This window comes from Pedococcus sp. P2_E4, assembly GCF_056403935.1.
Window position 1 is genome coordinate 16,061 of sequence record NZ_JBFUEO010000029.1, and the last position, 26,431, is coordinate 42,491.

Consider the following 26,431-nt stretch of genomic DNA (forward strand, 5'->3'; position numbering starts at 1 on the left):
CGGATCCATCGTGTCAGCCGACCCGAGCGCTCGTCGGGGCATTCCCGACGCCACGGTCGCACGGCTACCCGAATACCTCCGGGCCCTGACCGGTCTGGCCGAGCGCGGCATCACGTCCGTCTCGTCCGAGGAGCTCGCGTCCGCGGCCGGTGTCCGCAGCGCCAAGCTCCGCAAGGACCTGTCCCACCTCGGCTCCTACGGCGTCCGCGGTGTGGGCTACGAGGTGGACCACCTCGCCTACCAGATCTCGCGTGAGCTCGGCCTCACCCAGGACTGGGCCGTGGCCATCGTCGGCATGGGCAACCTCGGTCACGCGCTCGCGGCCTACAGCGGCTTCGCGACGCGGGGCTTCCGGGTCGTGGCCCTGCTCGACCAGGACGAGACCCTGCACGGCGAGCAGATCGCCGGGCTGGCGGTGCAGCCGATGGACTCCCTCGGCTCCCTCGTGCGCGAGCAGCGGCTCGCGATCGGAGTGATCGCCACCCCGGCCGCCTCCGCGCAAGCCGTCTGTGACCAGCTCGTCGAGGCCGGCGTGCGCTCGATCCTCAACTTCGCGCCCTGCGTGCTCGTGGTGCCCGACGACGTCGACGTCCGCAAGGTCGACCTGTCGACCGAGCTGCAGATCCTTGCTTTCCACGAGCAGCGCAAGGCGCTCGCCGCGGGTGGCGGCTTCGACGCCGTGCCGCAGGTGGTGAACCGGTGAGCCTCGTCGTGCTCGGGCTGTCCCACCACACGGCCCCCGTCCCGCTGCTCGAGGCCATGTCCCTCGACCAGGGCGGCCGCGCCGCGCTCGCGGCCGGGCTGGTCCGCCGCGACAACCTCTCCGAGGCGATCGTCGTGTCCACCTGCAACCGCACCGAGGTCTATGCCGAGTCGGCCACCTTCCACGGTGCCGTGACCGACATCGCCGACGCCCTGACCGAGGTCACCGGGGTCTCCGCCGACGACCTGCGCGACCACCTCTACGTGCACTACGAGGACCGCGCCATCGCCCACGCGTTCACCGTCGCCTGCGGGCTCGACTCGATGGCCGTCGGTGAGGCCCAGATCCTGGGTCAGATGCGGACGGCTCTGCGTGAGGGCCAGAAGGCCGGTCACGCGGGCCCGGCGCTCAACGGCCTGTTCCAGCAGGCCCTGCGGGTGGGCAAGCGCGCCCACACCGAGACCGGGATCGACTCGGTCAGCGTCTCGCTCGTCGAGGCCGGGCTGGCGGTGGCCGAGCGCGAGCTGGGTCCGTTGGGCGGCCTGCACGTCCTGGTCGTCGGCGCCGGCGGCATGAGCTCGCTCGCCGCGACCACCGTCTCCCGTCGCGGCGCGGGCTCGCTCACCATCGTCAACCGCACCCTGGCCAAGGCCGTCCGCCTGGCCGAGCGCACCGGGGCCACGGCGCGGCCTCTGGCCGAGGTCGACCGGGCGCTCGCGGGCGCCGACGTCGTCATCTCGTGCACCGGCTCGACGGGCGTCGTGGTCGACCTCGCCACCGCCGGCGACGCCCAGGTGGCTCGCGCCGGTCGTCCGCAGGTCTACGTCGACCTCGCGCTGCCCCACGACGTGGCTCCCGAGGTGGCGTCCCTCAGCGGCGTCACGCTCGCGGGGCTGGCGTCCCTGGGCGAGCAGCTGTCGGGCGGCACGACCCCTCCCCAGGTGCGCGAGGTCGCCGACCTCGTCATCGGCGAGGTCGCCTCCTACCTCACCGCGCGCGCCGCGGAGTCCGTGGCGCCGACGGTGGCCGCCTTGCGGTCGCACGCTGCCGACGTCGTCGACGCCGAGCTGGCCCGCCTCGACCAGCGCCTGCAGACGCTCGACCAGGACAGCCGCGATGCCGTCCACCTCGCGGTGCACCGCATCGTCGAGAAGCTGCTCCACACGCCCACCGTGCGGGTCAAGGAGCTGGCGATCGACGGACAGGGCGACGACTACGCCCAGGCGCTGCGCCAGCTGTTCGACCTGCGCCCCGGCCAGGCCGTCACCTCCTCCGTGCCGCCCGAGACGGGAGGTATGCCGTGAGTGCCGCCCCTGTGACGACCGGCACCACCCTGCGCCTGGGCACCCGGCGCAGTGCGCTGGCGACGACCCAGTCCACCTGGGTCGCCGACCGGCTGCGCGCCCTGGGCCACACCGTCGAGCTCGTCGAGATCGTCACCGAGGGCGACACGTCCACCGCGTCGCTGAGCACCCTGGGCGGCACCGGCGTGTTCGCCGCAGCCTTGCGTCGAGCCCTGCTCGCCGGCGAGGTCGACCTCGCGGTGCACTCGCTCAAGGACCTGCCCACGACCCCCGAGCCGGGGCTGGTCGTCGCCGCCATCCCCCAGCGCGAGGACCCCCGTGACGTCCTCGTCAGCCACAGCGGCGCCACCGTCGGCGAGCTGCCCGCCGGGGCCGTCGTCGGCACGGGGTCCCCCCGGCGCGTGGCCCAGCTCGCCGCCCTGGGCCTCGGCCTGGAGTTCAAGGACATCCGCGGCAACGTCGACACCCGCATCGCCCTGGCCCGCGACGGCGCCCTCGACGGGGTCGTCCTCGCCCGCGCAGGCCTGGCTCGGCTGGGGCGCCTCGACGAGGTGGCCGAGACGATCGACCCGCTGCAGGTGCTGCCCGCGCCCGGCCAGGGAGCCCTGGCCGTCGAGTGCCGCGAGGACGACCCGTCCACGGTGGCGTTGCTCGCCGCGCTCGACGACGCCGACACCCGCGCGGCCGTGACGGCCGAGCGCGCGCTTCTCTCGGCGCTCGAGGCCGGTTGCTCCGCGCCCGTGGGTGCGCTCGCCGAGGTCGTCGAGGGCGAGGACGGCGTCGAGCTGTCGCTGCGTGCCTTCGTCGGCGCCGTCGACGGCAGCTTCGACCTCCGCCGCTCGCTCGTCGGTCCGATCGACGACGCGGTCGCCCTGGGGCGCCGTCTCGCGGCGGTCATGCTCGAGGACGGTGCCGACACCCTCGTCGGCGCCGCCGCCTCCACCGACTCCCTGGTGGCCGCGCAGGCCGCGGCCCACKCCCCGGCGGTCGTGCCCGAGGAAAGACCCCCAACCGGCCTGCACCCCGACCCACCCGGGGCGACCGGAGACGATCCGCTCGCCGCCCCCGCCCGACGCCCAGAACCCGACAGCACGGAGCGTGCACTGTGAGCCCCACGCGCTCGACCACATCCACCACCAAGACCACCACCGGCCGGCCTGCGCGCCAGCCGGGCCGCGTCGCCTTCGTCGGCGCCGGACCCGGCGACGCCGGGCTGATGACTGTGCGCTCGCTGGAGTTCCTCGCAGCCGCCGACGTCGTCGTCATCGACCAGGTTGCCCGCGAGTCCGTCGTGGCGCGGTACTGCCGCCCGGACGTCGAGGTCATCGACGCCGGACACGGCGACCACGGGCAGCCACTGACGCACGCGATGCGCGCCAAGCTGGTCGTCAAGGCCGCCAAGGCGGCCGGTTCCCCGAGCGGCGGCGGCCTCGTCGTGCGGCTCATGGACGGCGACCCGGGCACCTTCAACGGCCTGGCCGAGGAGGCGCTGGCCTGTCACAAGGCCGGCATCGGCTTCGACATCGTCCCGGGCGTCAGCGCGGTCTCGGCCGTCCCGGCATACGCGGGCATCCCGCTGACCTCGAGCAGCTCGCCGGCCGTGCACGTGATCTCGGCCAACGACCGCGCGGTCGACTGGTCGGCGTCGGTCGCCGACTCGGTGACCGTCGTCCTGCTCGGCCCGCCCGAGGACCTCGGGACCGCCCTCGGACGGCTGCTCGCGGCCGGCCGCAGCGCCGACAGCCCCGTCGCACTCACCGAGCGCGGCACCACGATCCGCCAGGCCACCCGCACGACGACCCTGGGCGAGGTCGCCAAGGTCATGAAGACGGTGGAGTTCCCGGCCCTCGCCGTGGTTGGCTCGACCGTGGCCCTGCGCGACCAGCTGTCATGGTTCGAGACCAAGCCGTTGTTCGGCTGGAACGTCCTCGTGCCCCGCACCAAGGAGCAGTCCGGCACGACCATCACCCGGTTGGAGTCCTTCGGGGCGACCGCCGAGGTCGTCCCGACGATCTCCGTCGAGCCGCCCCGCACGCCCCAGCAGATGGAGCGCGCGGTCAAGGGCCTGGTCACCGGTCGCTACGAGTGGATCGGCTTCACCTCGGTCAACGCGGTCAAGGCCGTTCGCGAGAAGTTCGAGGAGTTCGGGCTCGACGCCCGGGCCTTCGCGGGGCTGAAGATCGCGGCCGTCGGTGGCGTGACTGCCGAGGCCCTGCGCGAGTGGGGCATCGTGCCCGACCTCGTGCCCTCCGGCGAGAACTCCGCGAAGGGGCTGCTCGAGGACTGGCCGCCGTTCGACGACGTGCTCGACCCCATCAACCGGGTCTTCCTGCCGCGCGCCGACATCGCGACCGACACCCTCGTCGCCGGGCTCCAGGAGATGGGCTGGGAGGTCGACGACGTCACCGCCTACCGCACGGTCCGTGCCGCTCCGCCGGCCGCGCACATCCGCGAGGCGATCAAGGGCGGGCAGTTCGACGCGGTGGTCTTCACCTCGTCCTCGACGGTCCGCAACCTGGTCGGCATCGCCGGCAAGCCGCACCCCTCGACCGTGATCGCCTGCATCGGGCCGGCGACCGCCAAGACCGCCGAGGAGCACGGCCTGCGGGTCGACGTCCTGGCGCCCGAGGCGTCGTCCGACTCGCTCATCGACGCGCTGGCGGACTACGGCCTGGGGCTGGCCACCGCGGCTGCCGAGGCGGGCGAGCCGGTGCTGCGGCCCAGCGCCAAGAAGGCCTCGTCGCGTCGCCGGGCCACGTGACCGGCCCGTCGGCAGGGAGCCTCGCGTGACCGCCGTGCCGCCGTTGGGACCGGTCGTCCGGCCCCGGCGGCTGCGGCAGTCACCGGCGATCCGCCGGCTGGTCGCCGAGACCCGCCTGCACCCGGCTGAGCTGGTCCTGCCCGTGTTCGTCCGCGAGGGCATCGACGCGCCTGTCGCGATCTCGGCCATGCCCGGGGTCGTCCAGCACACCCTCGAGTCGCTCGTCGAGGTCGCCCGCGAGGCGGCCGACGCCGGCATCGGCGGGATCATGTTGTTCGGCGTGCCCGCGGCCAAGGACGCGGTCGGCTCCGGGGCCGATGACCCCGACGGCATCCTCAACGTCGCGCTGCGGGCCGTCGTCGACGCCGTGGGCGACCGGCTGGTCGTCATGGCCGACCTGTGCCTCGACGAGTTCACCGACCACGGGCACTGCGGGGTCCTCACCGCGGACGGCCGGGTGGACAACGACGCCACCCTCTTGCGGTATGCAGCGATGGGCCTCGCGCAGGCCCGCGCCGGCGCCCACGTGCTGGGCCTCTCGGGGATGATGGACGGCCAGGTCGGCCACGTCCGCGCGGCCCTCGACGCCGAGGGGTTCACCGACACCGTGATCCTCGCCTACTCCGCCAAGTACACCTCGGGCCTGTACGGCCCGTTCCGCGAGGCGGTGCAGTCGTCCCTCCAGGGCGACCGCGCGGCATACCAGCAGGACCCCGCCAACGCGACGGAGGCGATCCGCGAGCTCGAGCTCGACATCGCCGAGGGCGCCGACATCGTCATGGTCAAGCCGGCGACGCCGCACCTCGACATCGTGGCCGCGGCAGCGGCGATGTCGCCGGTCCCCGTCGCCGCCTACCAGATCTCGGGGGAGTACTCCATGATCGAGGCGGCCGCGGCGAACGGGTGGATCGACCGCGAGCGGGCCGTGATGGAGTCGCTGTTGAACATCCGTCGCGCCGGGGCGCAGATCATCCTCACGTACCACGCGCTCGAGGCGGCCCGCCTGCTCCGGGCATGACGAACGGGCCGGTTCCCCCGAACCGGCCCGTCGTCAGTCTGTGGAGCCCGATGGCGGGCCCGGTGGTCGTGGTGCCTGGTCAGGCAGCCTTGGTCAGCTGGATGTCCAGGTTGAGCTTGACCTTCTCGGACACCAGCACGCCGCCACCCTCGAGGGCGACGTTCCACTCCAGGCCCCAGTCCTTGCGGTTGATCTCAGCGGAGGCCTCGAAGCCGGCCTTCTCGTTGCCCCACGGGTCCGTGGCCAGACCGGTGAAGTCCAGGTCGAAGGTCACCGGCTTGGTGACGCCCTTGATGGTCAGGTCGCCCGTGAGCGAGTCCGGGGTGACCTCGGTGGACGTGAAGCTCATGGTCGGGTTGGCCTCGGCGTCGAAGAAGTCGCCGGACTTGAGGTGGGCGTCGCGGTCGGCGGAGCCGGTGTCGACAGAGTCGATCTTGGCGACGGCGGTGACCTGCGAGTCGGTGATGTCGTCGCCGACCTTGACCGTGCCCTCGAACTCCTTGAACTGGCCGCGGACCTTGGTGACCATGAGGTGGCGGGCGACGAAGCCGATCTCGCTGTGCGAGGCGTCGACCGTCCAGGTGCCGGCGGGGATGTCGTTGATGCTTGCCATGAGCTGCTCCTGTGTGAGACGGGTGCTGGGTGTCGGGCTGGGGGCCCGACCGGGTCATCTGCCTCAACATAGCAGGGCTCGTTTATATTTCAACTAACGTCTCAGGTGTCATACTTCACCCATGAGGAGCACTTCCGCCGAGCCCCGCTGGCTCAGCGACGACGAGCAGCGCGCCTGGCGTGCCTACCTGCGGGGCAGCCGTCTCATCGAGGAGGCGCTCGACCGCGACCTGCAGTCGCACGGGGTGCAGCTCACCGAGTACGAGATCATCTCGATGCTCTCGGAGTCGCCCGGGCGGCGCCTGCGGATGTCGAGCCTGGCCGACCTCGTGGTCCAGTCCCGCAGCCGCCTGACCCACACCGCCTCCCGGCTCGAGAAGCGCGGCTGGGTCGTCCGCGAGGCCTGCCTCGAGGACAAGCGCGGCGTCGAGCTCGTGCTCACCCCGCGCGGCTACCAGGCAGTCCAGGACATGGCCCGGGTCCACATCGAGAGCGTCCGCCGGGCCGTCCTCGACCCGGTCACCCCCGAGATGTTCCAGGCGCTGGGGGTCGCGATGGACGCGATCCGCGCGGCCCTCGCCCCCGAGGGCGGCGACCACCCGGCCGTGGTCGCCGAGGCCGAGGAGCAGGACGCCCTCGTCGACAGCGCCACCGGCTGACCGACCCGCCGACCCGCCGACCCGCGGGCCCTGCGTCCCTGCGGCCCGGCTCGGCCGTGGCGTGCCGCCCGACCGCCCACTGCCCCGCGCAGAGGCTCTCAGGTGCGGCTGGGAGGATGCGGGTATGACGGTCCAGCCCCCCGCCCACCCCTTCGACGCCCCGGCGTCCCAGGCGTTGCTCGACCGAGCGCTCGCCGTGACCCCCGGCGGGGTCAACTCGCCGGTGCGCGCCTTCCGCGCGGTCGGCGGCACCCCCCGGTTCATGGTCCGCGGTGACGGTCCCTACCTCACCGACGCCGACGGCCGCGAGTACGTCGACCTGGTCTGCTCGTGGGGGCCGATGATCCTCGGCCACGGGCACCCGGCGGTCCGCGAAGCGGTCGAGACCGCGGTGTCCCGGGGGTTCTCGTTCGGCACGCCGAGCGAGAACGAGGTGGCCCTCGGTGAGGAGATCGTCCGGCGGGTCGAGCCGGTCGAGCAGGTCCGGCTGGTGTCCAGCGGCACCGAGGCGACCATGAGCGCGATCCGGCTGGCCCGGGGCTACACCGGGCGCTCGCTGGTCGTGAAGTTCGCGGGCTGCTACCACGGGCACGTCGACTCCCTCCTGGCTCAGGCCGGCTCGGGTGTCGCGACCTTCGCGCTGCCCGACTCGGCCGGGGTGCCCAAGGAGATGGCCGCCGAGACCATCGTGCTGCCCTACAACGACCTCGACGCGGTCGAGGCCGCCTTCGCCCAGCGTGGCTCCGAGATCGCTGCCGTCATCACCGAGGCGTCGCCGGGCAACATGGGCGTCGTCCCGCCTGCGCCGGGCTTCACCGAGGGCCTGCGTCGCATCACCTCGGCGCACGGGGCACTGCTCATCACCGACGAGGTCATGACCGGTTTCCGGTGCAGCGAGGCCGGGTGGTTCGGCCTCGAGGGCCCGTATGCCGCGGGGGCGCCCGACCTGTTCACCTTCGGCAAGGTGATGGGTGGCGGCTTCCCCGCCGCGGCCTTCGGTGGCCGCGCCGACGTGATGGCCCTGCTGGCCCCAGTCGGTCCGGTGTACCAGGCTGGGACGCTGTCCGGGAACCCGGTCGCCACCGCTGCGGGACTGGCCACGCTGCACCAGTGCACGCCTGAGCTCTACGCCCGGCTCGGGGCGGTGGCCGACGCGATCACCGGCGGTCTGGACGAGCAGCTCGGCCGCCTCGGTGTGCCCCACGTCATCCAGCGGGCCGGGAGCATGTTCAGCGTCTTCTTCCGCGACGGCGAGGTCCGCGACTACGACGACGCCAGGGCCCAGCACGTCCCGGCGTTCGCGCGCTTCTTCCACTCCATGCTGAGCCAGGGTGTCTACCTGCCGCCGAGCGCGTTCGAGTCCTGGTTCGTGAGCGGGGCCCACGACGACACCGCGGTCGAGCGCGTCCTCGCCGCGATCCCTGCCGCGGCGTCGGCCGCCGCCGAGGCGTTTGCGACAATCGACTCGTGACCGCCCCCGAACGCACCGTCGTGCACCTGCTGCGCCACGGCGAGGTGCACAACCCCGAGGGTGTGCTCTACGGACGCCTCGACGGCTACCACCTCTCCGACCTCGGTCACGAGATGGCCCGCACCGTTGCCGACCACCTCGCCGACCACGACGTGACGGTCGTCGTCGCCTCCTCCCTGCAACGCGCCCAGGAGACGGCGACCCCGGTCGCCGAGGCACACGGCATACCGATCACCACGGACGACCGCGTGATCGAGGCGGGCAACTCCTTCGAGGGCACCCGCGTCGCCGGCATGAAGCCGCGTGACTTCCTCGCGCCACGCAACTGGAGCAAGCTCACCAACCCACTCACCCCCTCGTGGGGCGAGCCCTACGCCCAGATCGCACGCCGCATGCTGGCCGTCATCGATGACACGCGCGCCGCCGCGCGGGGCCACGAAGCGGTCATCGTGTCGCACCAGCTGCCGATCTGGACCGCGCGCAACGCCCTCATGGGCAAGCGCCTGTGGCACGACCCGCGCAAGCGCGAGTGCCGCCTGGCCTCGCTGACGACGCTCACCTACCTCGGTGACGAGCTCGAGTCCGTGACCTACTCCGAGCCGGCAGCCTCGCTGATCGCCCAGTCCCACGGGGGCACCGGATGAGCCTGCCCCGTATGCCGCGGGCGCTCGCGCTGCTCGCCGCGCCGGTGCTCGTGGTGGGCCTGTCGGCGTGCAGCCAGGACTCGAACTCCATCGCGGCGCAGGCCAAGGACGGGAGCCGCAAGGGCTACATCTCCGGCGACGGCGCCATCGAGCAGATCCCGACGGGCGACCGCAAGGCTGCCGTCGGGCTGTCGGGCACGACGCTCGACGGCAAGGAGTGGACGGTCAAGGACGCGGCCGGGCAGGTCGTCGTGCTCAACGTCTGGGCGTCGTGGTGCGCGCCATGCCAGGCCGAGGCCCCGGCGCTCGAGCAGACGTGGCAGACGTTCTCCAAGGCCGCCAAGCCCGTCCAGTTCATGGGCATCAACACCCGCGACAACCCCGCGTCGGGCATCGCCACCGCCAGGAAGCACGGGCTCACCTTCCCGTCGCTGAGCGACGAGTCAGGGGTCCTGATCCTGTCGCTGCAGGGCAAGGTCTCCGCGCCCCCCACGACGCTCGTGCTCGACAAGACCGGGCGCATCGCGGCCCGGGTCAACGGCCAGGTCAGCGCCCCCACGCTCACCGGGCTGGTCGACGACGTGCTGGCCAAGGGCTGATCCCGCCACGTGACCGCACTGCTCCCGACCCTGACGGCGCTGCCTGCTGACGTCACCGACACGGTGACCAGTGGTGCGCTGCCGGTCGCGCTCGCCGTCGCCCTGCTCGCGGGGCTGGTCTCGTTCGCCTCGCCGTGCGTGCTGCCGCTCGTGCCGGGTTTCCTCGGGTACGTCACGGGGCTGTCCGCCGAGTCGCTCGAGCAGCGTCGTCGGCACCGGATGGTGCTGGGCGCCCTGTTGTTCGTCCTCGGCTTCACGGTCGTCTTCATCCTCACCACGGCCTTCCTGGCCGGCGCCGGAGCAACGCTGGTCCGCCACAAGGGAGTCCTGATGCGGGTCGGCGGGGTGCTCGTGATCCTCATGGCGCTGGTGTTCCTCGGCGTCGGCGCGAGGGCCGGGTCGCAGCGCGAGCTCAAGGTGCACTGGCGGCCCGCGTCCGGTCTGGCCGGCGCCCCCGTGCTCGGCGCGGTCTTCGGGCTCGGCTGGGCGCCCTGCACGGGCCCCACGCTGGGCGCGGTCACGATCCTTGCGACGGCCACCTCCGACGAGTCGGCGGTGACGCGCGGAGTCATCCTGGCGGTCGCCTACTCGCTCGGCCTCGGGGTGCCCTTCCTGCTGATCGCGGCAGGGTTCGAGCGCTTCGGGGCGGTGTCCGCCTGGCTGCGCCGGCGACAGCGCGGCATCCAGCTGTTCGGCGGCGCCCTGTTGCTGCTCATCGGCGCCATGCTGGTGACCGGGGTCTGGGAGAGCTGGACCCGCTACCTGCAGACCGCGCTGGTCAACGGATTCGTGACGGTGGTCTGACATGAGCGACGAGATCACCCAGCCACGGCTCGGGGTGCTGGGGTGGCTGCGCTGGATGTGGCGCCAGCTGACCAGCATGCGCACGGCCCTCTTCCTGTTGCTGCTGCTCGCCATCGGCGCCCTGCCGGGGTCGATCTGGCCCCAGCGCAGCATCGACGCCGCCCGAACGGCCGACTACATCGCCCAGCACCCCTCGCTCGGGCCGTGGCTCGACCGGTTCGGGTTCTTCGAGGTCTATGCCTCCCCGTGGTTCGCTGCCGTCTACCTGCTGCTGTTCGTCTCGCTCGTCGGCTGTGTGCTGCCGCGCAGCGCGGTGCACTGGCGGGCGATGCGCGCGACGCCGCCTCGGGCTCCCGCACGGCTCGAGCGACTGAGCGCGCACGCCACCGTCGAGGTGTCCGGATCCACTGCGGAGGTGCTGAGGGCGAGCCGGGAGGTGTTGCGTGGCAGGCGGTTCCGTGTCCACGGCCACACCGACGACTCGCTCAGCGCCGAGAGCGGCTACCTCAAGGAGACCGGCAACCTCGTCTTCCACCTCGCCCTGATCGGCGTCATCGTCGGCGTCGCCATCGGCCACCTCTTCGGGTGGAAGGGCGACGTGATCGTCCCCGTCGGGCAGACCTTCGCGAACACCCTGTCGCGGTACGACACCTTCGCCCCGGGACCGTGGGTCGACCCCTCGACGTTGTCGCCGTTCGCCCTCACCGTCGACCGCCTCGACGCGACGTTCGAGGACACCGTGACCGGACGCGGGCAGTTCGGCCAGCCGCGTGACTTCACCGCCCACGTGACCACGACGCCGTCGCCGGGTGCCACCTCGGTCGAGGACACCATCAAGGTCAACCACCCGCTCGAGATGGACGGCGCCGGCGTGTTCCTCCTCGGCAACGGCTACGCCCCGGTCGTCACGGTCAAGGACGGCGGCGGCGACACCGTGTTCAGCGGCGCGGTGCCGTTCCTCGCGCAGGACAACAACTACAAGTCGGTCGGCGCCATCAAGGTCACGGGCGCCCAGCCCGAGCAGTACGGCTTCTCCGGGCTGTTCCTGCCGACGGCCATCATCGACAAGGAGACCGGGCCCAGCTCGATCTTCCCGGACGCCCGCAACCCCGCGCTCGCCCTCACGCTCTACGAGGGCGACCTGTTCCCGGGTGGGCGTCCGCAGTCGGTCTACACGCTCGACACCTCCGACATGACCCAGGTGACCCAGGCCAACGGCCAGCCACTGCGCATCTGGCTCCAGCCCGGCCAGACGTTCGACCTGCCCGACGGGCGGGGCTCCATCACGTTCGACCGCGTCGACCGCTTCGCGGGGCTGTCCATCCGCAACGACCCGGGCCGCTTCATCACCCTCGCTGCGGCACTCGCGGCCCTCACCGGGCTGATCGCCTCGCTCGTCATCCGCCGGCGGCGGGTCTTCGTCCGGGTTTCCCCTGCGGACGAGGCGGGTCGTACCGTGGTGTCGGTCGGTGGCCTCGCCAAGGGCGACGACGACGGACTCCAGGCAGTGGTCGACCGGGTCGCGGCTGCCGTGGCCGCACGACCATCCGAGGGAACGGACCGCACACGATGACGAACGAGACGCTGGCCGGCTACGCGAACGTGAGCCTGTACTCCGCGATGGCGGTCTTCACGATCGCCATGGTCTGCCACGCCATCTACCTGGCCGGGCTCCTCCCGGCCCGGGACCGCGCCGGCAGCCGCGAGCACGAGCTCGTGGCCGCCGGGGCCGCCGGTGGCGCGGGTGCTGACGTGCCGGGGGAGCCGGCCACGCGGCATACCGACACCGACGTGCCGCTGCGCGCACGCAAGGCCGCCGGCATCGCGGCCACCACCACGTGGCTGGGCGGGTTCCTCCTGGTCGTCTCCGTGGCGCTGCGAGGCCTCTCGGTGCAGCGGTGGCCGCTGGGCAACATGTTCGAGTTCGCCGTCATGCTGTCGATGTTCACGGTGCTGGCCTACTGCTTCTGGTCCAGCCGGCGTGACCTGCGCTGGCTCGGGCTGTTCATCACCGGGCCCGTGCTGCTCGTCCTCGGCATGGCCGTCGCGGTCTGGTACACCGAGGCCGCCGAGCTGATGCCGTCGCTGAAGAGCTACTGGCTCATCATCCACGTGACGGTGGCCGTGATCGCCACCGCCGTCTTCACGATCGCGGCTGCCGCGACGGGCATCTACCTCGTCAAGGACGCCTTCGCGCGCTCGGGTCGCAGCAGCGTGCTCGACCGGTTCCCCGAGACGACCTCGATCGAGCGCACGGCCTACGGGCTGCACATCGTGGCGTTCCCCCTGTGGACCTTCACCCTCATCGCCGGGGCCATCTGGGCCCGTCAGGCCTGGGCGTCCTACTGGAACTGGGACCCCAAGGAGGTGTGGACCTTCGTGATCTGGGTGGTCTACGCCGCCTACCTCCACTCGCGGGCGACCAGCGGCATCAGCCGCCAGACCGCGAGCTACATCTCGCTCGCCGGCTACGCGTGCATCATCGTGAACTTCACGATCGTCAACGTGTTCTTCGTCGGCCAGCACTCCTACTCGGGACTGTGAGGCTCGACCCCCATGCTGCGCTACTCGCTGCTGCGCCTGCTGATCTTCTTCGGTGTCCTGTCGCTGTTGTGGCTGCTCGGGCTGCGTGACCGGGACGAGCAGATGATGCTGCTGGTCCTCAGCGCCCTGATCTCGATGGTGCTGTCCTACTTCGTGCTGGCGCGGTTCCGCGTCGAGTCGACCCGTCGGCTCGCCGAGGCCGTCGAGCGCCGCGCGGCCGCCAAGCAGGCCCGCAGCGGCGAGTCCGACGAGGCCCTCGAGGACGCCGAGGACGAGCGCTCCGACTACCGCTGACCCGGCATTTCCCTAACCTCTGCTAGCAGGGCTTAGTGCAATCCGGACAGGCTGCACCCTGTCCGGATTGAGCCAACTTCTGCTAGCAGGGGTTGGCGGGATGGGGCCGGGTCAGGTGGCGAGGGCGTGGCTGGCCACGATCCCGGCAGCCAACAGCACGGCGTACGCGATCTCGAACAGGCCGGTGGCGGCCAGCACCGGCACCAGGTCGCGACCGGTGGCGCCGGCGCGCAGGGTCTGCAGCGGCTTCCACAGCAGGCCGAGCGAGAGCAGCGCCACGAGCGCGACGGGGTGCTGGAGGGCGATGACGACGACCATGACGACCGCGACGAGCACCAGCAGCACGTAGAACCAGCGCGTTCGGGTGTCGCCGAGGCGGACCGCCAGGGTCAGCTTGCCGCTCTCGCGGTCGGTGGGGATGTCGCGCAGGTTGTTGACCACGAGGATGGCCGACGCGATGGCGCCCACCCCGACGGCCCCGGCCAGCCCGACCCCGGTGAGCTCCTTGGCCTGCGTGTAGAGCGTGCCGAGGGTGGCCATCAACCCGAAGAACAGGAAGACGTAGACCTCGCCCAGCCCCCGGTAGCCGTAGGGGTTGTCGCCCCCGGTGTACTTCCACGCCGCCAGCACCGCCAGCGCCCCGAGCGGGATCATCACCCAGGCCTCGCTCAGGGCCACGAGCGCCAGACCCACGAGGGCCGCGAACCCGAAGAAGGCGAAGGCCATCAGCTTGACGTTGTCGGGGTTCGCGAGGTGCTGCCCCACCAGGCGGACCGGCCCCACCCGCTGCCCGTCGGTGCCACGGATGCCGTCGGAGTAGTCGTTGGCGTAGTTGACCCCGACCTGCAGCGCCACCGACACCAGCAGCGCCAGCAGCGCGAGCCCGAGGTCGACCCGCTCGAGCGGTGCGGCCGCCGCGGTTCCCACGATGACGGGTGCGACGGCGGCAGGGAGGGTGCGCGGGCGTGCGCCGGCGATCCACTGCGGGAGGGTGGCCATACGGGTGGTGTCTCGCTCTGCTGGGTCGGACTGCGGTCTGGACGGGACGCGGCGACGCGTCGGTCAGAGCCTACGGAGGAAGTCGGGGTCGTCGTCGGGGCCACGCGGGGGACGCGGTGGGTGAGTTGGACCACCCTGGGCCCGGGGCCGCTGGGGCCGTCCGGCGATGAACCACGCGATCGAACCGACGAGGGGGAACAGCAGGATCAGCAGCATCCACAGCAGCTTGGGCAGGTTGCGCACCCGCGCGTCGTCGGTCTGGATGCAGTCGACCACCGCATAGACCGTGAGCGCGATCGTGAGCAGCCAGGGCAGCAGCCGGATCATGCACCCATCGTGTCATGGCCCTCGGCGAACAGATCACGCACCGCTGCCCGGTCGGGCTTGCCCGGCCCGCGCAGGGGGAGCTCGTCGACGACCACCACCCYGCGCGGCAGGGCGTGGTCGGGCAGTATGCCGCGCAGCGCGTCCCGAAGGGCCCCCACCGTGGGCGGCGTGGCCCGCTCCCCGGCCCCTCGCCTGCGGGTGACGGCAGCGCTGACCACCTGGCCCCACTCGTCGTCGGGCGTGCCGACGACGACGGCCTCCTCGATGTCGGGCAGGGCGGTGAGCGCCTCCTCGACCAGCCGCGGGGCGACCTTGAGCCCGCCGGTGCCGATGAGGTCGTCGAGGCGGCCGTCGACGTGCCAGCGACCGGACTCGTCCTGGTGGCCGGTGTCGTCCGTCCGGAACCAGGCCCGTCCCTGCGCGTCCCGCGAGAAGGTCTCGTGGGTCAGCTGGGGGCGACCGAGGTACCCGGTGGCCAGCGTGGCGCCGCCGAGGTGCAGCCGACCCTCGGAGTCGGCGCGGATGGCGCTGGGGGACAACGGAACCCCGTCGTAGACGCAGCCACCGCTGGTCTCGCTCATGCCGTACGTGGCGACCAGGCGGACTCCCAGGGCGAGGGCGCGCCGGCGCAGCGCGGGGGTGGTCGCCGCCCCACCGACCAGCACCGCGTCGAACCCGCTGAGCGCCCGGGCCCCCTCGGGGTCGGCGAGCAGGCGGACCAGCTGGGTCGGCACCACGGAGGTGTACCGGCGGGCGTCGTCGCGGGGCATCGCGGTGGTCGCTGCCGTGAAGGCAGCGCTCGTGAACCCGGTGCTCAGGTCGACGAAGGCCGGGTCGGTGCCGGCCGCGAGGCAGCGCAGCAGCACCTGGACCCCGGCGATGTGGTGCGGGGGCATCGCCAGCAGCCACCGGCCCGGCCCGCCGAGCCGCTCGTGGGTGGCGGCGGCACTCGCGGCCAGTGCGCTCGCGGGGAGCATGGCCAGCTTGGGCTCGCCGGTGGACCCCGAGGTGCCGACGACCAAGGCGGTGCCGGCGTCGGGCACGGCACCCGCCGGCACGGGCGGCGGCGGGCTGCCCACGGCATACGGGAGGACCGCGAGCTCGCCGTCAAGGGCAAGGCGCAGCTGCGGCAGCGACTCCACCGCCGCGGGACCGGGCGCGATGGCCAGCGGCCGCAGGGAGGTCACGCGGTCAGGCTAGTCGCGCGTCACCGGTGGACGGGCGGTGGCACGGGCGGGACCATGGCAGGGGAGGCGCCATGGAACCGGACTTCGCGGCATACATCGAGCGCGTGCGCGCCCACCGGGCCGAGCTGCGCGACTCGGTCGCGGCGGTCGACGAGGCCCTCGCGTCACCCATCGCCCGAGGCGGCGCCTGGCGCGAGCGGGTGCGGGCGGCGCTGGCCGAGCTGGCGCACGACTTCCGCACCCACATCGAGCTGACCGAGGGTCCGGGCGGCATCTACGACAGCGTCAGTCGGGGCGACCCGAGGCTCGGGGGGCAGGTGGCGCGGCTCACCCGCGAGCACAAGCGCTACCGCGAGGACATCGACGCCTACCTGGCAGTGCTCGAGCACGGCGGGACCACGGCCGACCTTCCGGTGTTCCGCGAGGAGCTCACGACCCTCATGGGACAGCTGGTCCGGCACCGGCAGAAGGGCGCAGACCTGGTCTACGAGGCGTACGACGTCGACCTGGGCGGCTCTGGCTGACGCGGAGACCCGGAAAGAGGGCAGGGCGGCCGGTCAGAAGTACCAGGGGAAGGGCGACCAGTCGGGGTCGCGCTTCTCGAGGAACTGGTCGCGTCCCTCGACGGCCTCGTCGGTCATGTACGCCAACCGGGTCGCCTCACCTGCGAACACCTGCTGGCCCATGAGGCCGTCGTCGAGCAGGTTGAAGGCGAACTTGAGCATCCGCTGGGCCTGCGGGCTCTTGCCCATGATCTCGCGCGCGACCTGCAGCGCGTCGGCCTCGAGATCGGCGTGGTCGGACACGAGGTTGACGGCGCCCATCCGCTGCATGTCCTCGCCGGTGTAGGTGCGGCCGAGGAAGAAGATCTCGCGGGCGAACTTCTGGCCGACCATCTTGGCGAGGTAGGCCGAGCCGTAACCGCCGTCGAACGAGCCCACGTCGGCGTCGGTCTGCTTGAACCGGGCGTGCTCGCGGCTGGCCATGGTCAGGTCGCACACGACGTGCAGCGAGTGCCCACCCCCGGCGGCCCACCCGTTGACGACGGCGATGACGACCTTGGGCATCGTGCGGATCAGCCGCTGCACCTCGAGGATGTGCAGCCGTCCGCCCTCGGCCTTGACCCGGCGCTCGTCGACGGTCTCGGCGGTGTCGCCCGAGGCGTACTGGTAGCCCGAGCGCCCGCGGATCCGCTGGTCGCCGCCGGAACAGAAGGCCCACTTGCCGGCGCTTCCGGTGCCGTCGGGCCCCGGTCCGTTGCCGGTGAGCAGCACGACCCCGACGTCCGGCGTGCGTCGCGCGTGGTCGAGCGCCTGGTGCAGCTCGTCGACCGTGTGCGGCCGGAACGCGTTGAGCACCTCGGGCCGGTCGAACGCGATCCGCACCGCACCCAGGCCCTTGGCCCGGTGGTAGGTGATGTCGGTGAACTCGAAGCCATCGACCTCGTCCCACGCCTCGGGGTCGAAGGTCTCGCTGACGAAGGGGAGTGCGCTCACCTGCGCGAGCCTAGCCGCGCCCGGCTACGCGCTGAGGGCGGCCTCGATGTCGCCGGCGATGTCCTCGGGCGCGATCCTCGAGCCGTACCGCTGGATGACCTGGCCGTCGCGGCCGACGAGGAACTTGGTGAAGTTCCACTTGATCTTGGAGCCCAACAGGCCGCCCTTCTCGGACTTGAGCCAGTCGAACAGCGGGTGCGCGTCGTCGCCGTTGACGTCGACCTTGGCGAACATCGGGAAGGTGACGCCGTAGTTGCGCTGGCAGAACGCGCCGATCTGCGCCTCGTCGCCAGGCTCCTGGCCGCCGAACTGGTTGCACGGGAAGCCGAGGACGACCAGGCCCTGGTCGGCGTACTTGTCGAAGAGCAGCTCGAGGCCCTCGAACTGGGGCGTGAAGCCGCACTCGCTGGCGGTGTTGACCACGAGGGCGACCCGGCCGGCATACGCCGAGAGGGGCTGCTCCTGGCCCTCGAGGGTGGTCGCGGTGAAGTCGGACAAGGTGGGCATGGGGGCGCTCCTGCGGGCGGGGGACGCCGAGCGGGTCGGCGTATCGGTCGTGGGCGCGGGGGACCGCCCCGCACACACCGAGGGTAGTTCGCTGCCGAGCCGCCTGCGGATTGGGGCCAGGTCCCGCGACGCACCCCGGTCGACTCGCCAAGCGGTGAACCGATCGACTCGCCGACCCGTAGCACCCAAGGGGCATCTCCGTCCCCCAGGACGATCAGGAGGAGCACTGATGAATGCGTTGAACCGCTGGGGCGCCGCAGCCTCGGTCCTTGCCCTCGGTGCGGTCGGCGCCGTGGTCGCCGGCAGCGTCGCCACGGCCGACAACGGCAGTGACGACAGGGCCTTCACCATCACCAAACGGCTGGGCGGCTACCAGGAGGTCCTGGCCGTCTCCACCGCCGCGAGCGGCTCCGTCCGCCTGCGGGTCGACCCGGCCGCCGGCACGATCGCCTACACGGTCCGCTACGCCGACCTCGAGGGCTCCGTCCTCCAGTCCCACATCCACTTCGGCTCCCGCACGGAGGCCGGCGGGATCAGCGCGTTCCTGTGCAGCAACCTCGGCAACGGCCCCGCCGGCACGCCGGCCTGTCCTGCGGACAACCCCGGCGAGGTCAGCGGCACCCTGACCGCGGCGAGCGTGGTCGGCCCGACGGCGCAGGGCATCGCGCCCGGAGAGTTCGCCGAGCTGCTCGCGGCGATCCGGGCCGACAAGACGTACGTCAACGTGCACAGCAGCAAGTTCCCCGGAGGCGAGGTGCGCGGCCAGCTCCCCTCGCACGGTCACTGACCATTCGACCACGCGCGCCCGGGCCGCAGCCGACGGTCCGGGCGCGTCTGGTGGGATGGGGGCCATGACCGTGCCTGACCTGCCGCCGCTCGCCGAGCTGCTCGCCGGGATGCGGGTCGTCGCGATCCCGATGCGGGTCCGGTTCCGCGGGGTCGAGGTCCGTGAGGCCGCGCTGTTCGAGGGGCCGGTGGGCTGGGGGGAGTTCTCGCCGTTCCTCGAGTACGGATCCATGGAGGCATCCCGGTGGCTCGCGGCAGCGGTGGAGGCGGCGTATGTCGGGTGGCCGGCGCCGGTGCGCGACGTCGTACCGGTCAATGCGACCGTCCCGGCCGTTCGGGCCGAGCAGGTGCCCGACGTGCTCGCGCGGTTCGAGGGCGCGACCACTGCCAAGGTCAAGGTCGCCGAGCGCGGCCAGTCGCTGCGGGACGACCTGTCGCGCGTGGCCGCGGTGCGCGAGGCGATGGGTCCGGACGGCCACATCCGGGTGGACGCGAACGGCGGCTGGGACGTCCGGGAGGCGACGGACGCGCTGACCCGCCTCGCGGCATACCGGCTGGAGTATGCCGAGCAGCCGTGCGCGACGGTGACCGAGCTGCGCGACCTGCGGCTCGCGCTCGCCCGCGCGGGCACCGACGTCCTCGTCGCCGCCGACGAGTCGATCCGCAAGGCCGAGGACCCCCTGCTGGTCGCACGGCTGGAGGCCGCGGACCTCGTCGTCGTCAAGGTGGCGCCGCTGGGCGGTGTCCGTCGCGCGCTGGACCTGGTGGCCGAGTGCGGTCTGCCCGCGGTGGTCTCGTCGGCGCTCGACACCTCGGTGGGGATGGCGGCCGGCGTCGCCCTCGCCGGGGCGCTGCCCGAGCTGCGGCACGCGTGCGGCCTGGGGACCGTGGCACTGCTCGGCGGCGACGTGGCCCGGGTCCCGCTGCTCCCCAGTGGCGGGGTCCTGCCCGTCGGGCCAGCGGGGGCCACCCCGGCCGACCGGGAGCTGCTCGACCGCTGGGCGGCGCCAGCCGAGCGCGTGCGGTGGTGGGAGCAGCGGGTGCGGGACTGCTGGTCAGCGAGCTCCTGAGCGTCCTCCACTGGGCCACCCCTGCGACACGTGGCTAGAGTCGGTGGCGTGAACATCGTCTTCGTCGAGCCGGGGTTCCCCGCGAACCAACGCCGTTTCGCCCTGGCCCTGGCCTCGGTCGGTGCGAACGTCATCGGGATCGGGGAGTCCGACGAGTACGCACTCGACGACGAGCTCCGCGGTGCGATGACCGGGTACTACAAGGTCGGGTCCGTCACCGACCTGCGGGCCATGGTCGACGCGGTCCGGTTCATCCAGTCCAAGGTCTGGGTCGACGGGCTCGAGGCCACGGTGGAGGCGCACACGATGGTCGCGGCGCAGGTGCGCGAGGCGACCGGCATCCCGGGCACGTCGGTGCGGACCACGTGGCTCTGCCGCGACAAGCCGTCGATGAAGCAGGCCCTGCGCGAGGTCGGTGTGCCGACGGCCGCGTCCGCTGCCGTCGACCACGCGCACGAGGCGTGGGAGTTCGCCGAGACGGTGGGCTACCCGCTCATCCTCAAGCCGCGCGACGGCGCCGGCGCCAAGGACACCTCGCGCGTCGACAACGACGCCGAGCTGTCGCACGCCCTGACCGAGTTCGGGTCCCACGGCGCGTCGTCCATCGCCATCGAGGAGTTCGTCGAGGGCCACGAGGGCTTCTACGACACGATCGCCAAGGACGGCCACGTCGTCCACGACTGGACCACGCACTACTACCCCAACGTCCTCGAGGCGATGCGGCACCGGTGGATCTCACCGATGTTCATCACGACCAACCGGATGGCCGACTCGTCGTTCTATGCCGAGGTCTCGGCGATGGGCGCCCGCGTCATCGAGGCCCTCGGGATCCGCACCAGCGCGACGCACATGGAGTGGTTCCACGGGCCCAAGGGGCTGAAGTTCTCCGAGATCGGCTGCCGACCGCCCGGCGTCGGGTGCTGGGATCTCTACTCCGCGAGCAACGACGTCGACGTCTACCGGGAGTGGGCCCACGTCATCACGCACGGCGTGCCCGAGAACCCCATGCGGCGCCCGTACTCCGCCGGCATCGTGGCGCTGCGCCCCGACGCGAACGGCCAGATCAAGGGGTACTCCGGCATCGACGAGATCCAGGCGCGCTACGGCCAGTGGATCATCGACGGCCACTTCCCGCCGGAGGGTCACCACACCCAGGCGGTCGAGGCGGGCTACATGGCCAATGCGTACGTCCGCATGCGGCACCCCGACTACGACACCCTGCGCAGCATGCTGGACGACGTGGGCCAGACCATCCACGTGTATGCCGGGTAGTTGCGAAAACCCTTGATGCGCACCATCTTCCTCGGACCTCAACGGTTCATGACGACTGCTGGCACCGCCCTGCGCTCGCTCGGCGTCGACGGCCCGGTCGCGACCATCAACGCCGGCTGGGAGGAGCGAGAGGACGACGTCGACGAGCTCGACACCGTCCTCGGCGGCAACACGCGGCACCTGCGGCTCTACCACCGGACGTTCGACGTCATCGACAAGGACCCGGCCTTCGCCTCGGCCGCGCTGACCTTCCGCGACCGCCACGACGCGCTGCTGTCGCTCTACCGCCTGCGCCTGCAGAACGCCATGGACGGGGTCTACGCGGTGCAGCGGCGCACGCGTGACGCCGAGGCGAGCGTCCGGAGCGAGGCCGGAGTCCGCGGTGAGGCGCTCGCGCGGGGTGACGCCTCGGCCTACGGCGCGCTGGGCGACGCCATCGAGGTCGTCCGCCACGTCGATGCCTGGTATGCCGGGCAGCTCAAGGCGTTGTACGCCGACCTCGACGGGGCCTCGCCGATCGAGGCGAGCGGGGTCATCGGCTGGCACCGAGGTGAGCTCGGGGCCCTGCTGGCGGAGTCTGCCGCGCTCGTGGTGACCGGCGGGCACGTCGGCACCCTGCTGCGGGCCCTGCGGCTGTTCGCGATCCGCATCCCGGACGACCTGCCCGTGATCGCCTGGTCGGCCGGCGCCATGGCCCTGACCGAGCGGGTCGTGCTGTTCCACGACTTCGGTCCCGAGGGGGCGCAGGAGGCCGAGGTGTTCGACCGGGGGCTGGGCCGGGTGCGGGGGGTGGTGGCGCTCCCGCACGCCCGTCGCAGGCTGCGGCTCGACGACCGCGACCGGTGCGCCGTGATGGCTCGCAGGTTCACCGACCAGCACTGTCTCCTGCTCGACGACGGCACGGCGCTGGAGTTCGGGAGCAGCGGCGAGCTGCCCTCTGGCGCAAGGATCCTCGGCATCGACGGGGCGATCCACGAGATGAGCGAGGTGCTCGCATGAGTGGAGCTCGCCTGGGTGGGGCTCGCATGGGTGAGGTACTCGCATGAGTGAGGTACCCGCATGAGCGAGGGACGGCTGGCGCTCAACCGCCTGCGCGAACGCCTGCCCGTCGACGGGGCCACCATCGACCGGTTCATCGCCCGGCACGGCGCTCCCATCATCGAGGGCGAGCGGGCGACCTTCCTGTTCCGTGGCGAGGCCGACGAGGTGCGGGTGCGGCACCGGGTCGTCGGCCTGCCCGACCCGCTGCCCATGAAGCGTCTGCCCGACACGGACCTGTGGGCCGCGACGACGGTGCTGCCGACGGGGTCGCGTGTGGAGTACCAGCTCGAGACCCGCCGTGGCGACCACTACGAGACCTTCAACGACCCGCTCAACCCGCGGGTCGCGCACTCGCCGATGGGATCGAGCTCGGTCTGCGCCGCCAAGGGCTACGACGTGCCGGAGTGGGTGCACCACGACCCTGAGGCCCGGCCCGGCGAGATCGTCGAGGACACCATCCGCTCCAAGGCGCTGCGTCGCGAGCAGCCGGTCAAGCTCTACCTCCCGGCGCGCTACAACGCCGCGCTGCGCTACCCGCTGCTCGTGGTGCACGACGGCACGGACTACCTCGACTACGCCGCGATGAAGACGGTGCTCGACAACCTCATCCACCGGCTCGACGTGGCGCCCCTCGTGGTCGCCTTCGTCCCGCCGCGCGACCGGCTGCGCGAGTACCCCAACCACGCGCCGCACGCACGCTTCATCGCGCGCGAGCTGCTGCCGACCCTGGCCGAGCGACTGCCGCTCATCGACGACCCGCAGGCCCGCTGCCTCATGGGGTCCAGCTTCGGCGGCATCGCCTCGCTGTCCACGGCCGTGCGCTACCCGGGCGTGTTCGGGTCGCTGTTCCTGCAGTCGGCGTCGCTGGTGTTCACCGACATCGGCACCGACCACGGCGGTGGCCCGGCGTTCGACCCCGTCGTCAAGTTCGTCAACCGCTACCGCGCCAAGCCGACGGCACCGGTCGAGCGGGTCTTCATGAGCTGCGGCATCTACGAGCCCCTGATCGCCCCGAACCGCGCCATGGTGCCGGTCCTGCGTGGGGCGGGGATGACGGTGAAGTACGTCGAGGCCCGTGACGGGCACAACTGGGAGGACTGGCGCGACCGCCTGCGCGACGGGTTGTCGTGGCTGTTCCCGGGGCCGCAGAAGTTCGTGTACGAGTGAGGAGCGCAAGGATGGGCACCAGCCGCGCAGTACGAGCTCGCAGGAGGCAGTCGTGAAGGTCACCGAACGCTGGCGTTCCGACCGCATGGGACGGGACATCTCCCTGGTCCGCTGGGGCCACTACGGCGTCCCGGTCCTGCTGTTCCCCACGGCCGGCGGTGACGCCGAGGAGGTCGAGCGGCACCGGCTCGTCGGCACCCTCGCGCCGATGATCGAAGCAGGCCGCATCAAGGTCTACTCCTGCGACAGTGCGGCCGGGCAGGCACTCCAGCGCGACGAGGGCTCGCCCGCCCACCGGATGTGGCTGTTCAACCAGTACCACCAGGCCATCGCGGAGGAGGTCGTCCCCGCGATCCACGCCGACAGCTCGCCGCAGTCGGTCGTGGTGGCCGGCGCCTCGATCGGCGCGTTCAACTCGTACGCGATGATCTGTCGCTACCCCCACCTGTTCTCGGCAGCGGTGTGCATGAGCGGGACGTACCACGTCGAGAAGTTCATGGGCGGCGACACCACCGAGGACTGGTACTTCGCCTCGCCGCTGCAGTTCCTGCCGGGGCTCGAGGGGCCTGCGCTCGACATGCTGCGGCGTCGGCGGGTCATCCTCGCCTCGGGCAGCGGCCGGTGGGAGGACGTCGGCGAGTCGTGGGCGGCCGCCGACGCGTTGGGCCGCAAGGGCGTTCCCAACCGGGTCGACGACTGGGGCGACCGCTACGACCACGACTGGCCGACCTGGTGGGAGATGCTGCCGCTCTACCTCGACGACCTGGTGCCGTGACGGATCCTTCCCCGTCCCTCACCGAACGGCTCGCGGCGGCCGTCGACGCCGGTATGCCGCGTTCCCGCGCCGACCTCGAACGCCTCGTCACGCTCCGCTCGGTCGCCAACCCCGCGATCGAGCCCGCGAGCGAGTGCCGGGCCGCAGCGCAGCTCGTCGGCGAGCTGTTCACCGAGGCCGGGGTCGACGGTGTCGAGGGGCACGAGACCCCAGACGGTTCCGTCGCCGTCGTGGGGCGCACCCCGGGTCCGGAGGGGGCGCCGACGGTCCTGCTGTACTCGCACTACGACGTGGTGCCGGTCGGCGACCTCGCGGCGTGGGGGTCCGACCCCTGGGTCCTGACCGAACGCGACGGCCGTTGGTACGCAAGGGGTTCCGCAGACTGCAAGGGCAACCTGGTCGCGACGCTCCTGGCGCTGCGCGCACTGCGGGAGGTCGCGGGTTCGTGGCCCGTCGAGGTCGCGGTGGTCTGCGAGGGCTCCGAGGAGCAGTCGAGCGGGGGCATGGAGGCCCTCGCCCGGGCGCGGCCCGACCTCGTCCGGTGCGATGCGCTGCTGCTGGCCGACACCGGCAACGTCGAGGCCGGACTGCCCACGTTGACCACGTCCCTGCGCGGCACCGGAAGCGTGCTGATGACCGTGCGCACGATGGCTCACGCCGCGCACTCGGGCATGTACGGCGGCGCTGCGCCCGACGCCCTCCAGGCGCTGCTGACCGCGCTGGCCAGCCTGCGCGACGAGACCGGCGAGACGACGATCGACGGGTTGGCCCATGACGGCGTGTGGGAGGGCGCGGCCTTCGACGGTGCGCGTTTCCGTGACGACGCCGCACTGCTCGACGGCGTCGAGCCGCTGACCGGCACCGGCTCGATCGGGGACCTGCTGTGGGCTCGCCCAGCGGCCACGGTGCTGGCCATCGACTGCCCGCCGATCTCCCAGGTGACCGCTGCCGCGCAGGGCGAGGCCCGCGCCGTCGTCAACCTGCGGGTGCCGGCCGACACCGACCCCCAGGCCGCGCAGGACCTGCTCATCGCCCACCTGCGGGCCCACACCCCGTTCGGTGCCCACGTCGAGCTCAAGCCGGTCTCGCTGGGACACGGCTTCCGYGCGCGCGCGGACGGGCCGGCATACGCCGCCATGGAACGCGCGATGCGCACGGCCTTCGGTCGGGAGCCGGTGACCACCGGGCAGGGCGGGTCGATCCCCTTGGCCACGGCCCTGGCCGAGCTCGTCCCCGAGGCCGAGATCATGCTGCTGGGTGTCGAGGAGCCGGCCTCGCACATCCACGCGCCGAACGAGAGCGTCGACCCGGACGAGCTGCGCCGCACGGCGCTGGCGCAGGCCCTGTTCCTCGCCGACCTCGGTGGGTTGCGGTGAGGATCCGCTGGGTCTGGGCCTTCCTCGACCTCCCCGAGGACGGCTTCGAGCAGGCTGTCGGGTACTGGCGCTCGGTGACCGCGACGACCCTCTCTCCGTGGCGGGGTGAGCGGCAGGAGTTCGCGACCCTCCTGCCCCCGCAGGGCGACCCGTGGGTCAAGGTGCAGCGCGTCGGGGGCCCGGGTGGGGTGCACGTCGACCTCGACGTCGAGGGCCCGCTCGAGGACGCCCGCGACCAGGCGCGTGGGCTCGGGGCGCAGGTCCTCGCCGAGGTGCCCGACGACGACGGGGTACTGGGGGTGGTGGTGTGCCGCTCGCCCGGTGGCTTCGTCTTCTGCCTCACCCGCTGGCACCCGGACGAGACCGCCGCCGGCCAGGTCCGCGCGGGGGCGCAGAGCCTGCTCGACCAGGTGTGCCTGGACGTCCCCGCGTCCCGGTATGACGACGAGCTCGCCTTCTGGTCGGCCCTCACCGGGTGGGAGCTGCGGCGGGGGAGCGTGCCGGGCTTCACGAGCCTCACCCGGCCGGACGGCATACCGGTGCGGTTGCTGGTGCAGCGGCTCCTCGAACCCACCGGTGACGTCCGGGCGCACGTCGACCTCGCCTGCCTCGACCGCGAGGCCGAGACGCAGCGGCACACGACCCTCGGAGCCACGGTCGAGCGGGTCGAGTCGCGGTGGACCGTGCTCGTGGCCCCGGGTGGTCGGCGCTACTGCCTCACCGACCGCGACCCCGCGACCGGTCTGCCCGGCTGAGCGAGCGCGCGATGGGCAGGTCACGCGCCGGCCGCGTCCACAGCGCGGCTGGGCCGTGCCGGGCGTCCACAGGGACGGCCTGACGGGTGGGTGGCAGGCCCTGCGGACGGCAACGTGGAGGCATGACGGGGCAGGGAGAGCACCTCCGGCGGCTGGCGACCGGGGTGCGGGACGCGGCTGAGCGGCTGCGGTCCGCGGCGCGCACGGTCTCGTCGGCCCGGTCGGTGACGTGGGAGTCGGCGGCGGCCGAGGCCTTCCGC

At 72.4% G+C, this 26,431-nt stretch carries 28 protein-coding genes; 22 read left to right on the forward strand and 6 right to left on the reverse strand.

Going from position 1 to position 26,431, the window contains the following annotated elements; all coding sequences use genetic code 11:
• The first annotated feature begins 10 nt into the window (after positions 1-10).
• The 5 genes from AC1DV7_RS13445 to hemB are packed head-to-tail and all read left to right on the forward strand — an operon-like array spanning position 11 to position 5,786.
• On the forward strand, positions 11-703 hold the full coding sequence (locus AC1DV7_RS13445; RefSeq protein WP_477597638.1) for a redox-sensing transcriptional repressor Rex: 693 nt from the start codon (positions 11-13) through the stop codon (positions 701-703).
• On the forward strand, positions 700-2,007 hold the full coding sequence (locus AC1DV7_RS13450) for a glutamyl-tRNA reductase (RefSeq protein ID WP_477597639.1): 1,308 nt from the start codon (positions 700-702) through the stop codon (positions 2,005-2,007). The genes AC1DV7_RS13445 and AC1DV7_RS13450 overlap by 4 nt, the downstream gene beginning before the upstream one ends.
• On the forward strand, positions 2,004-3,116 hold the full coding sequence (hemC, locus tag AC1DV7_RS13455; protein ID WP_477597640.1) for a hydroxymethylbilane synthase: 1,113 nt from the start codon (positions 2,004-2,006) through the stop codon (positions 3,114-3,116). The genes AC1DV7_RS13450 and hemC overlap by 4 nt, the downstream gene beginning before the upstream one ends.
• Positions 3,113-4,768: a bifunctional uroporphyrinogen-III C-methyltransferase/uroporphyrinogen-III synthase gene (locus AC1DV7_RS13460; protein ID WP_477597641.1), complete on the forward strand. Its 1,656-nt coding sequence runs from the start codon at positions 3,113-3,115 to the stop codon at positions 4,766-4,768. The genes hemC and AC1DV7_RS13460 overlap by 4 nt, the downstream gene beginning before the upstream one ends.
• A 25-nt stretch (positions 4,769-4,793) precedes the next feature.
• Complete coding sequence (hemB, locus tag AC1DV7_RS13465) at positions 4,794-5,786, forward strand: porphobilinogen synthase (RefSeq protein ID WP_477597642.1); 993 nt, start codon at positions 4,794-4,796, stop codon at positions 5,784-5,786.
• A gap of 79 nt (positions 5,787-5,865) precedes the next feature.
• Here the strand turns inward: hemB and AC1DV7_RS13470 are convergent, their stop codons facing one another.
• Entirely contained in the window at positions 5,866-6,399 is a 534-nt protein-coding gene (locus AC1DV7_RS13470) for a YceI family protein (protein WP_477597643.1), read from the reverse strand.
• 121 nt (positions 6,400-6,520) lie between these two features.
• On the opposite strand from AC1DV7_RS13470, the gene AC1DV7_RS13475 reads away from it, so the two are divergent.
• The 8 genes from AC1DV7_RS13475 (at position 6,521) to AC1DV7_RS13510 (ending at position 13,413) form a co-directional block, all read left to right on the forward strand.
• On the forward strand, positions 6,521-7,057 hold the full coding sequence (locus AC1DV7_RS13475; protein ID WP_477597644.1) for a MarR family winged helix-turn-helix transcriptional regulator: 537 nt from the start codon (positions 6,521-6,523) through the stop codon (positions 7,055-7,057).
• 124 nt (positions 7,058-7,181) lie between these two features.
• Positions 7,182-8,528: a glutamate-1-semialdehyde 2,1-aminomutase gene (gene hemL, locus AC1DV7_RS13480; protein WP_477597645.1), complete on the forward strand. Its 1,347-nt coding sequence runs from the start codon at positions 7,182-7,184 to the stop codon at positions 8,526-8,528.
• Positions 8,525-9,172, forward strand: coding sequence for a histidine phosphatase family protein (locus AC1DV7_RS13485; protein ID WP_477597646.1), 648 nt, complete (start codon positions 8,525-8,527; stop codon positions 9,170-9,172). Before hemL ends, AC1DV7_RS13485 begins: the two co-directional genes overlap by 4 nt.
• Positions 9,169-9,771 carry a TlpA family protein disulfide reductase gene (locus AC1DV7_RS13490; protein WP_477597647.1) on the forward strand — a complete coding sequence of 201 codons (603 nt, stop codon included), beginning with the start codon at positions 9,169-9,171 and terminating at the stop codon, positions 9,769-9,771. Before AC1DV7_RS13485 ends, AC1DV7_RS13490 begins: the two co-directional genes overlap by 4 nt.
• Before the next feature lie 9 nt (positions 9,772-9,780).
• Positions 9,781-10,575, forward strand: a complete 795-nt coding sequence (locus tag AC1DV7_RS13495; protein ID WP_477597648.1) for a cytochrome c biogenesis CcdA family protein — start codon at positions 9,781-9,783, stop codon at positions 10,573-10,575.
• 1 nt (position 10,576) lies between these two features.
• Positions 10,577-12,148 carry a cytochrome c biogenesis protein ResB gene (gene resB / locus AC1DV7_RS13500; protein ID WP_477597649.1) on the forward strand — a complete coding sequence of 524 codons (1,572 nt, stop codon included), beginning with the start codon at positions 10,577-10,579 and terminating at the stop codon, positions 12,146-12,148.
• Positions 12,145-13,119 (forward strand): c-type cytochrome biogenesis protein CcsB, encoded by a 975-nt coding sequence (ccsB, locus tag AC1DV7_RS13505; protein ID WP_477597650.1) that lies wholly within the window; start codon positions 12,145-12,147, stop codon positions 13,117-13,119. Before resB ends, ccsB begins: the two co-directional genes overlap by 4 nt.
• Before the next feature lie 12 nt (positions 13,120-13,131).
• The gene (locus AC1DV7_RS13510; protein ID WP_477597651.1) at positions 13,132-13,413 is read left to right on the forward strand and encodes a DUF4229 domain-containing protein; all 282 of its coding nucleotides are present in this window, start codon (positions 13,132-13,134) and stop codon (positions 13,411-13,413) included.
• A 111-nt stretch (positions 13,414-13,524) separates the two neighbouring features.
• On the opposite strand, the gene AC1DV7_RS13515 is transcribed toward AC1DV7_RS13510, so the two are convergent.
• The 3 genes from AC1DV7_RS13515 to menE form a co-directional block, all read right to left on the reverse strand.
• A complete protein-coding gene (locus AC1DV7_RS13515) occupies positions 13,525-14,412 on the reverse strand; it encodes a 1,4-dihydroxy-2-naphthoate polyprenyltransferase (protein ID WP_477597652.1) in 888 nt (295 codons plus the stop codon).
• 63 nt (positions 14,413-14,475) lie between these two features.
• Complete coding sequence (locus AC1DV7_RS13520; protein ID WP_477597653.1) at positions 14,476-14,739, reverse strand: PLDc N-terminal domain-containing protein; 264 nt, start codon at positions 14,737-14,739, stop codon at positions 14,476-14,478.
• On the reverse strand, positions 14,736-15,926 hold the full coding sequence (menE, locus tag AC1DV7_RS13525; RefSeq protein WP_477597654.1) for an o-succinylbenzoate--CoA ligase: 1,191 nt from the start codon (positions 15,924-15,926) through the stop codon (positions 14,736-14,738). Before menE ends, AC1DV7_RS13520 begins: the two co-directional genes overlap by 4 nt.
• Before the next feature lie 71 nt (positions 15,927-15,997).
• Here menE and AC1DV7_RS13530 point away from each other — a divergent pair, with 71 nt between their 5' ends.
• Positions 15,998-16,450 (forward strand): hemerythrin domain-containing protein, encoded by a 453-nt coding sequence (locus tag AC1DV7_RS13530; protein WP_477597655.1) that lies wholly within the window; start codon positions 15,998-16,000, stop codon positions 16,448-16,450.
• A 33-nt stretch (positions 16,451-16,483) separates the two neighbouring features.
• Here AC1DV7_RS13530 and AC1DV7_RS13535 read toward each other — a convergent pair whose 3' ends face one another.
• Positions 16,484-17,422, reverse strand: coding sequence for a 1,4-dihydroxy-2-naphthoyl-CoA synthase (locus AC1DV7_RS13535; RefSeq protein ID WP_477597656.1), 939 nt, complete (start codon positions 17,420-17,422; stop codon positions 16,484-16,486).
• A gap of 24 nt (positions 17,423-17,446) precedes the next feature.
• Positions 17,447-17,929, reverse strand: coding sequence for a glutathione peroxidase (locus tag AC1DV7_RS13540; protein ID WP_477597657.1), 483 nt, complete (start codon positions 17,927-17,929; stop codon positions 17,447-17,449).
• A gap of 229 nt (positions 17,930-18,158) precedes the next feature.
• On the opposite strand from AC1DV7_RS13540, the gene AC1DV7_RS13545 reads away from it, so the two are divergent.
• The 8 genes from AC1DV7_RS13545 to AC1DV7_RS13580 all read left to right on the forward strand — a co-directional run bounded on the left by AC1DV7_RS13545 (position 18,159) and on the right by AC1DV7_RS13580 (position 26,171).
• Positions 18,159-18,716: a CHRD domain-containing protein gene (locus AC1DV7_RS13545; protein ID WP_477597658.1), complete on the forward strand. Its 558-nt coding sequence runs from the start codon at positions 18,159-18,161 to the stop codon at positions 18,714-18,716.
• A 64-nt stretch (positions 18,717-18,780) separates the two neighbouring features.
• The gene (locus AC1DV7_RS13550) at positions 18,781-19,785 is read left to right on the forward strand and encodes an o-succinylbenzoate synthase (RefSeq protein WP_477597659.1); all 1,005 of its coding nucleotides are present in this window, start codon (positions 18,781-18,783) and stop codon (positions 19,783-19,785) included.
• A 48-nt stretch (positions 19,786-19,833) separates the two neighbouring features.
• Positions 19,834-21,057 (forward strand): ATP-grasp domain-containing protein, encoded by a 1,224-nt coding sequence (locus AC1DV7_RS13555; RefSeq protein ID WP_477597660.1) that lies wholly within the window; start codon positions 19,834-19,836, stop codon positions 21,055-21,057.
• Positions 21,058-21,072: 15 nt separating this feature from the next.
• The gene (locus tag AC1DV7_RS13560) at positions 21,073-22,056 is read left to right on the forward strand and encodes a type 1 glutamine amidotransferase family protein (RefSeq protein ID WP_477597661.1); all 984 of its coding nucleotides are present in this window, start codon (positions 21,073-21,075) and stop codon (positions 22,054-22,056) included.
• A gap of 60 nt (positions 22,057-22,116) precedes the next feature.
• Positions 22,117-23,265, forward strand: coding sequence for an alpha/beta hydrolase-fold protein (locus tag AC1DV7_RS13565; RefSeq protein ID WP_477597662.1), 1,149 nt, complete (start codon positions 22,117-22,119; stop codon positions 23,263-23,265).
• A 52-nt stretch (positions 23,266-23,317) separates the two neighbouring features.
• Positions 23,318-24,040 carry an esterase family protein gene (locus tag AC1DV7_RS13570; protein ID WP_477597663.1) on the forward strand — a complete coding sequence of 241 codons (723 nt, stop codon included), beginning with the start codon at positions 23,318-23,320 and terminating at the stop codon, positions 24,038-24,040.
• Positions 24,037-25,416 (forward strand): M20/M25/M40 family metallo-hydrolase, encoded by a 1,380-nt coding sequence (locus AC1DV7_RS13575; RefSeq protein WP_477597664.1) that lies wholly within the window; start codon positions 24,037-24,039, stop codon positions 25,414-25,416. Before AC1DV7_RS13570 ends, AC1DV7_RS13575 begins: the two co-directional genes overlap by 4 nt.
• The gene (locus tag AC1DV7_RS13580; protein WP_477597665.1) at positions 25,413-26,171 is read left to right on the forward strand and encodes a VOC family protein; all 759 of its coding nucleotides are present in this window, start codon (positions 25,413-25,415) and stop codon (positions 26,169-26,171) included. The genes AC1DV7_RS13575 and AC1DV7_RS13580 overlap by 4 nt, the downstream gene beginning before the upstream one ends.
• The last annotated feature ends 260 nt before the right edge of the window (positions 26,172-26,431 follow it).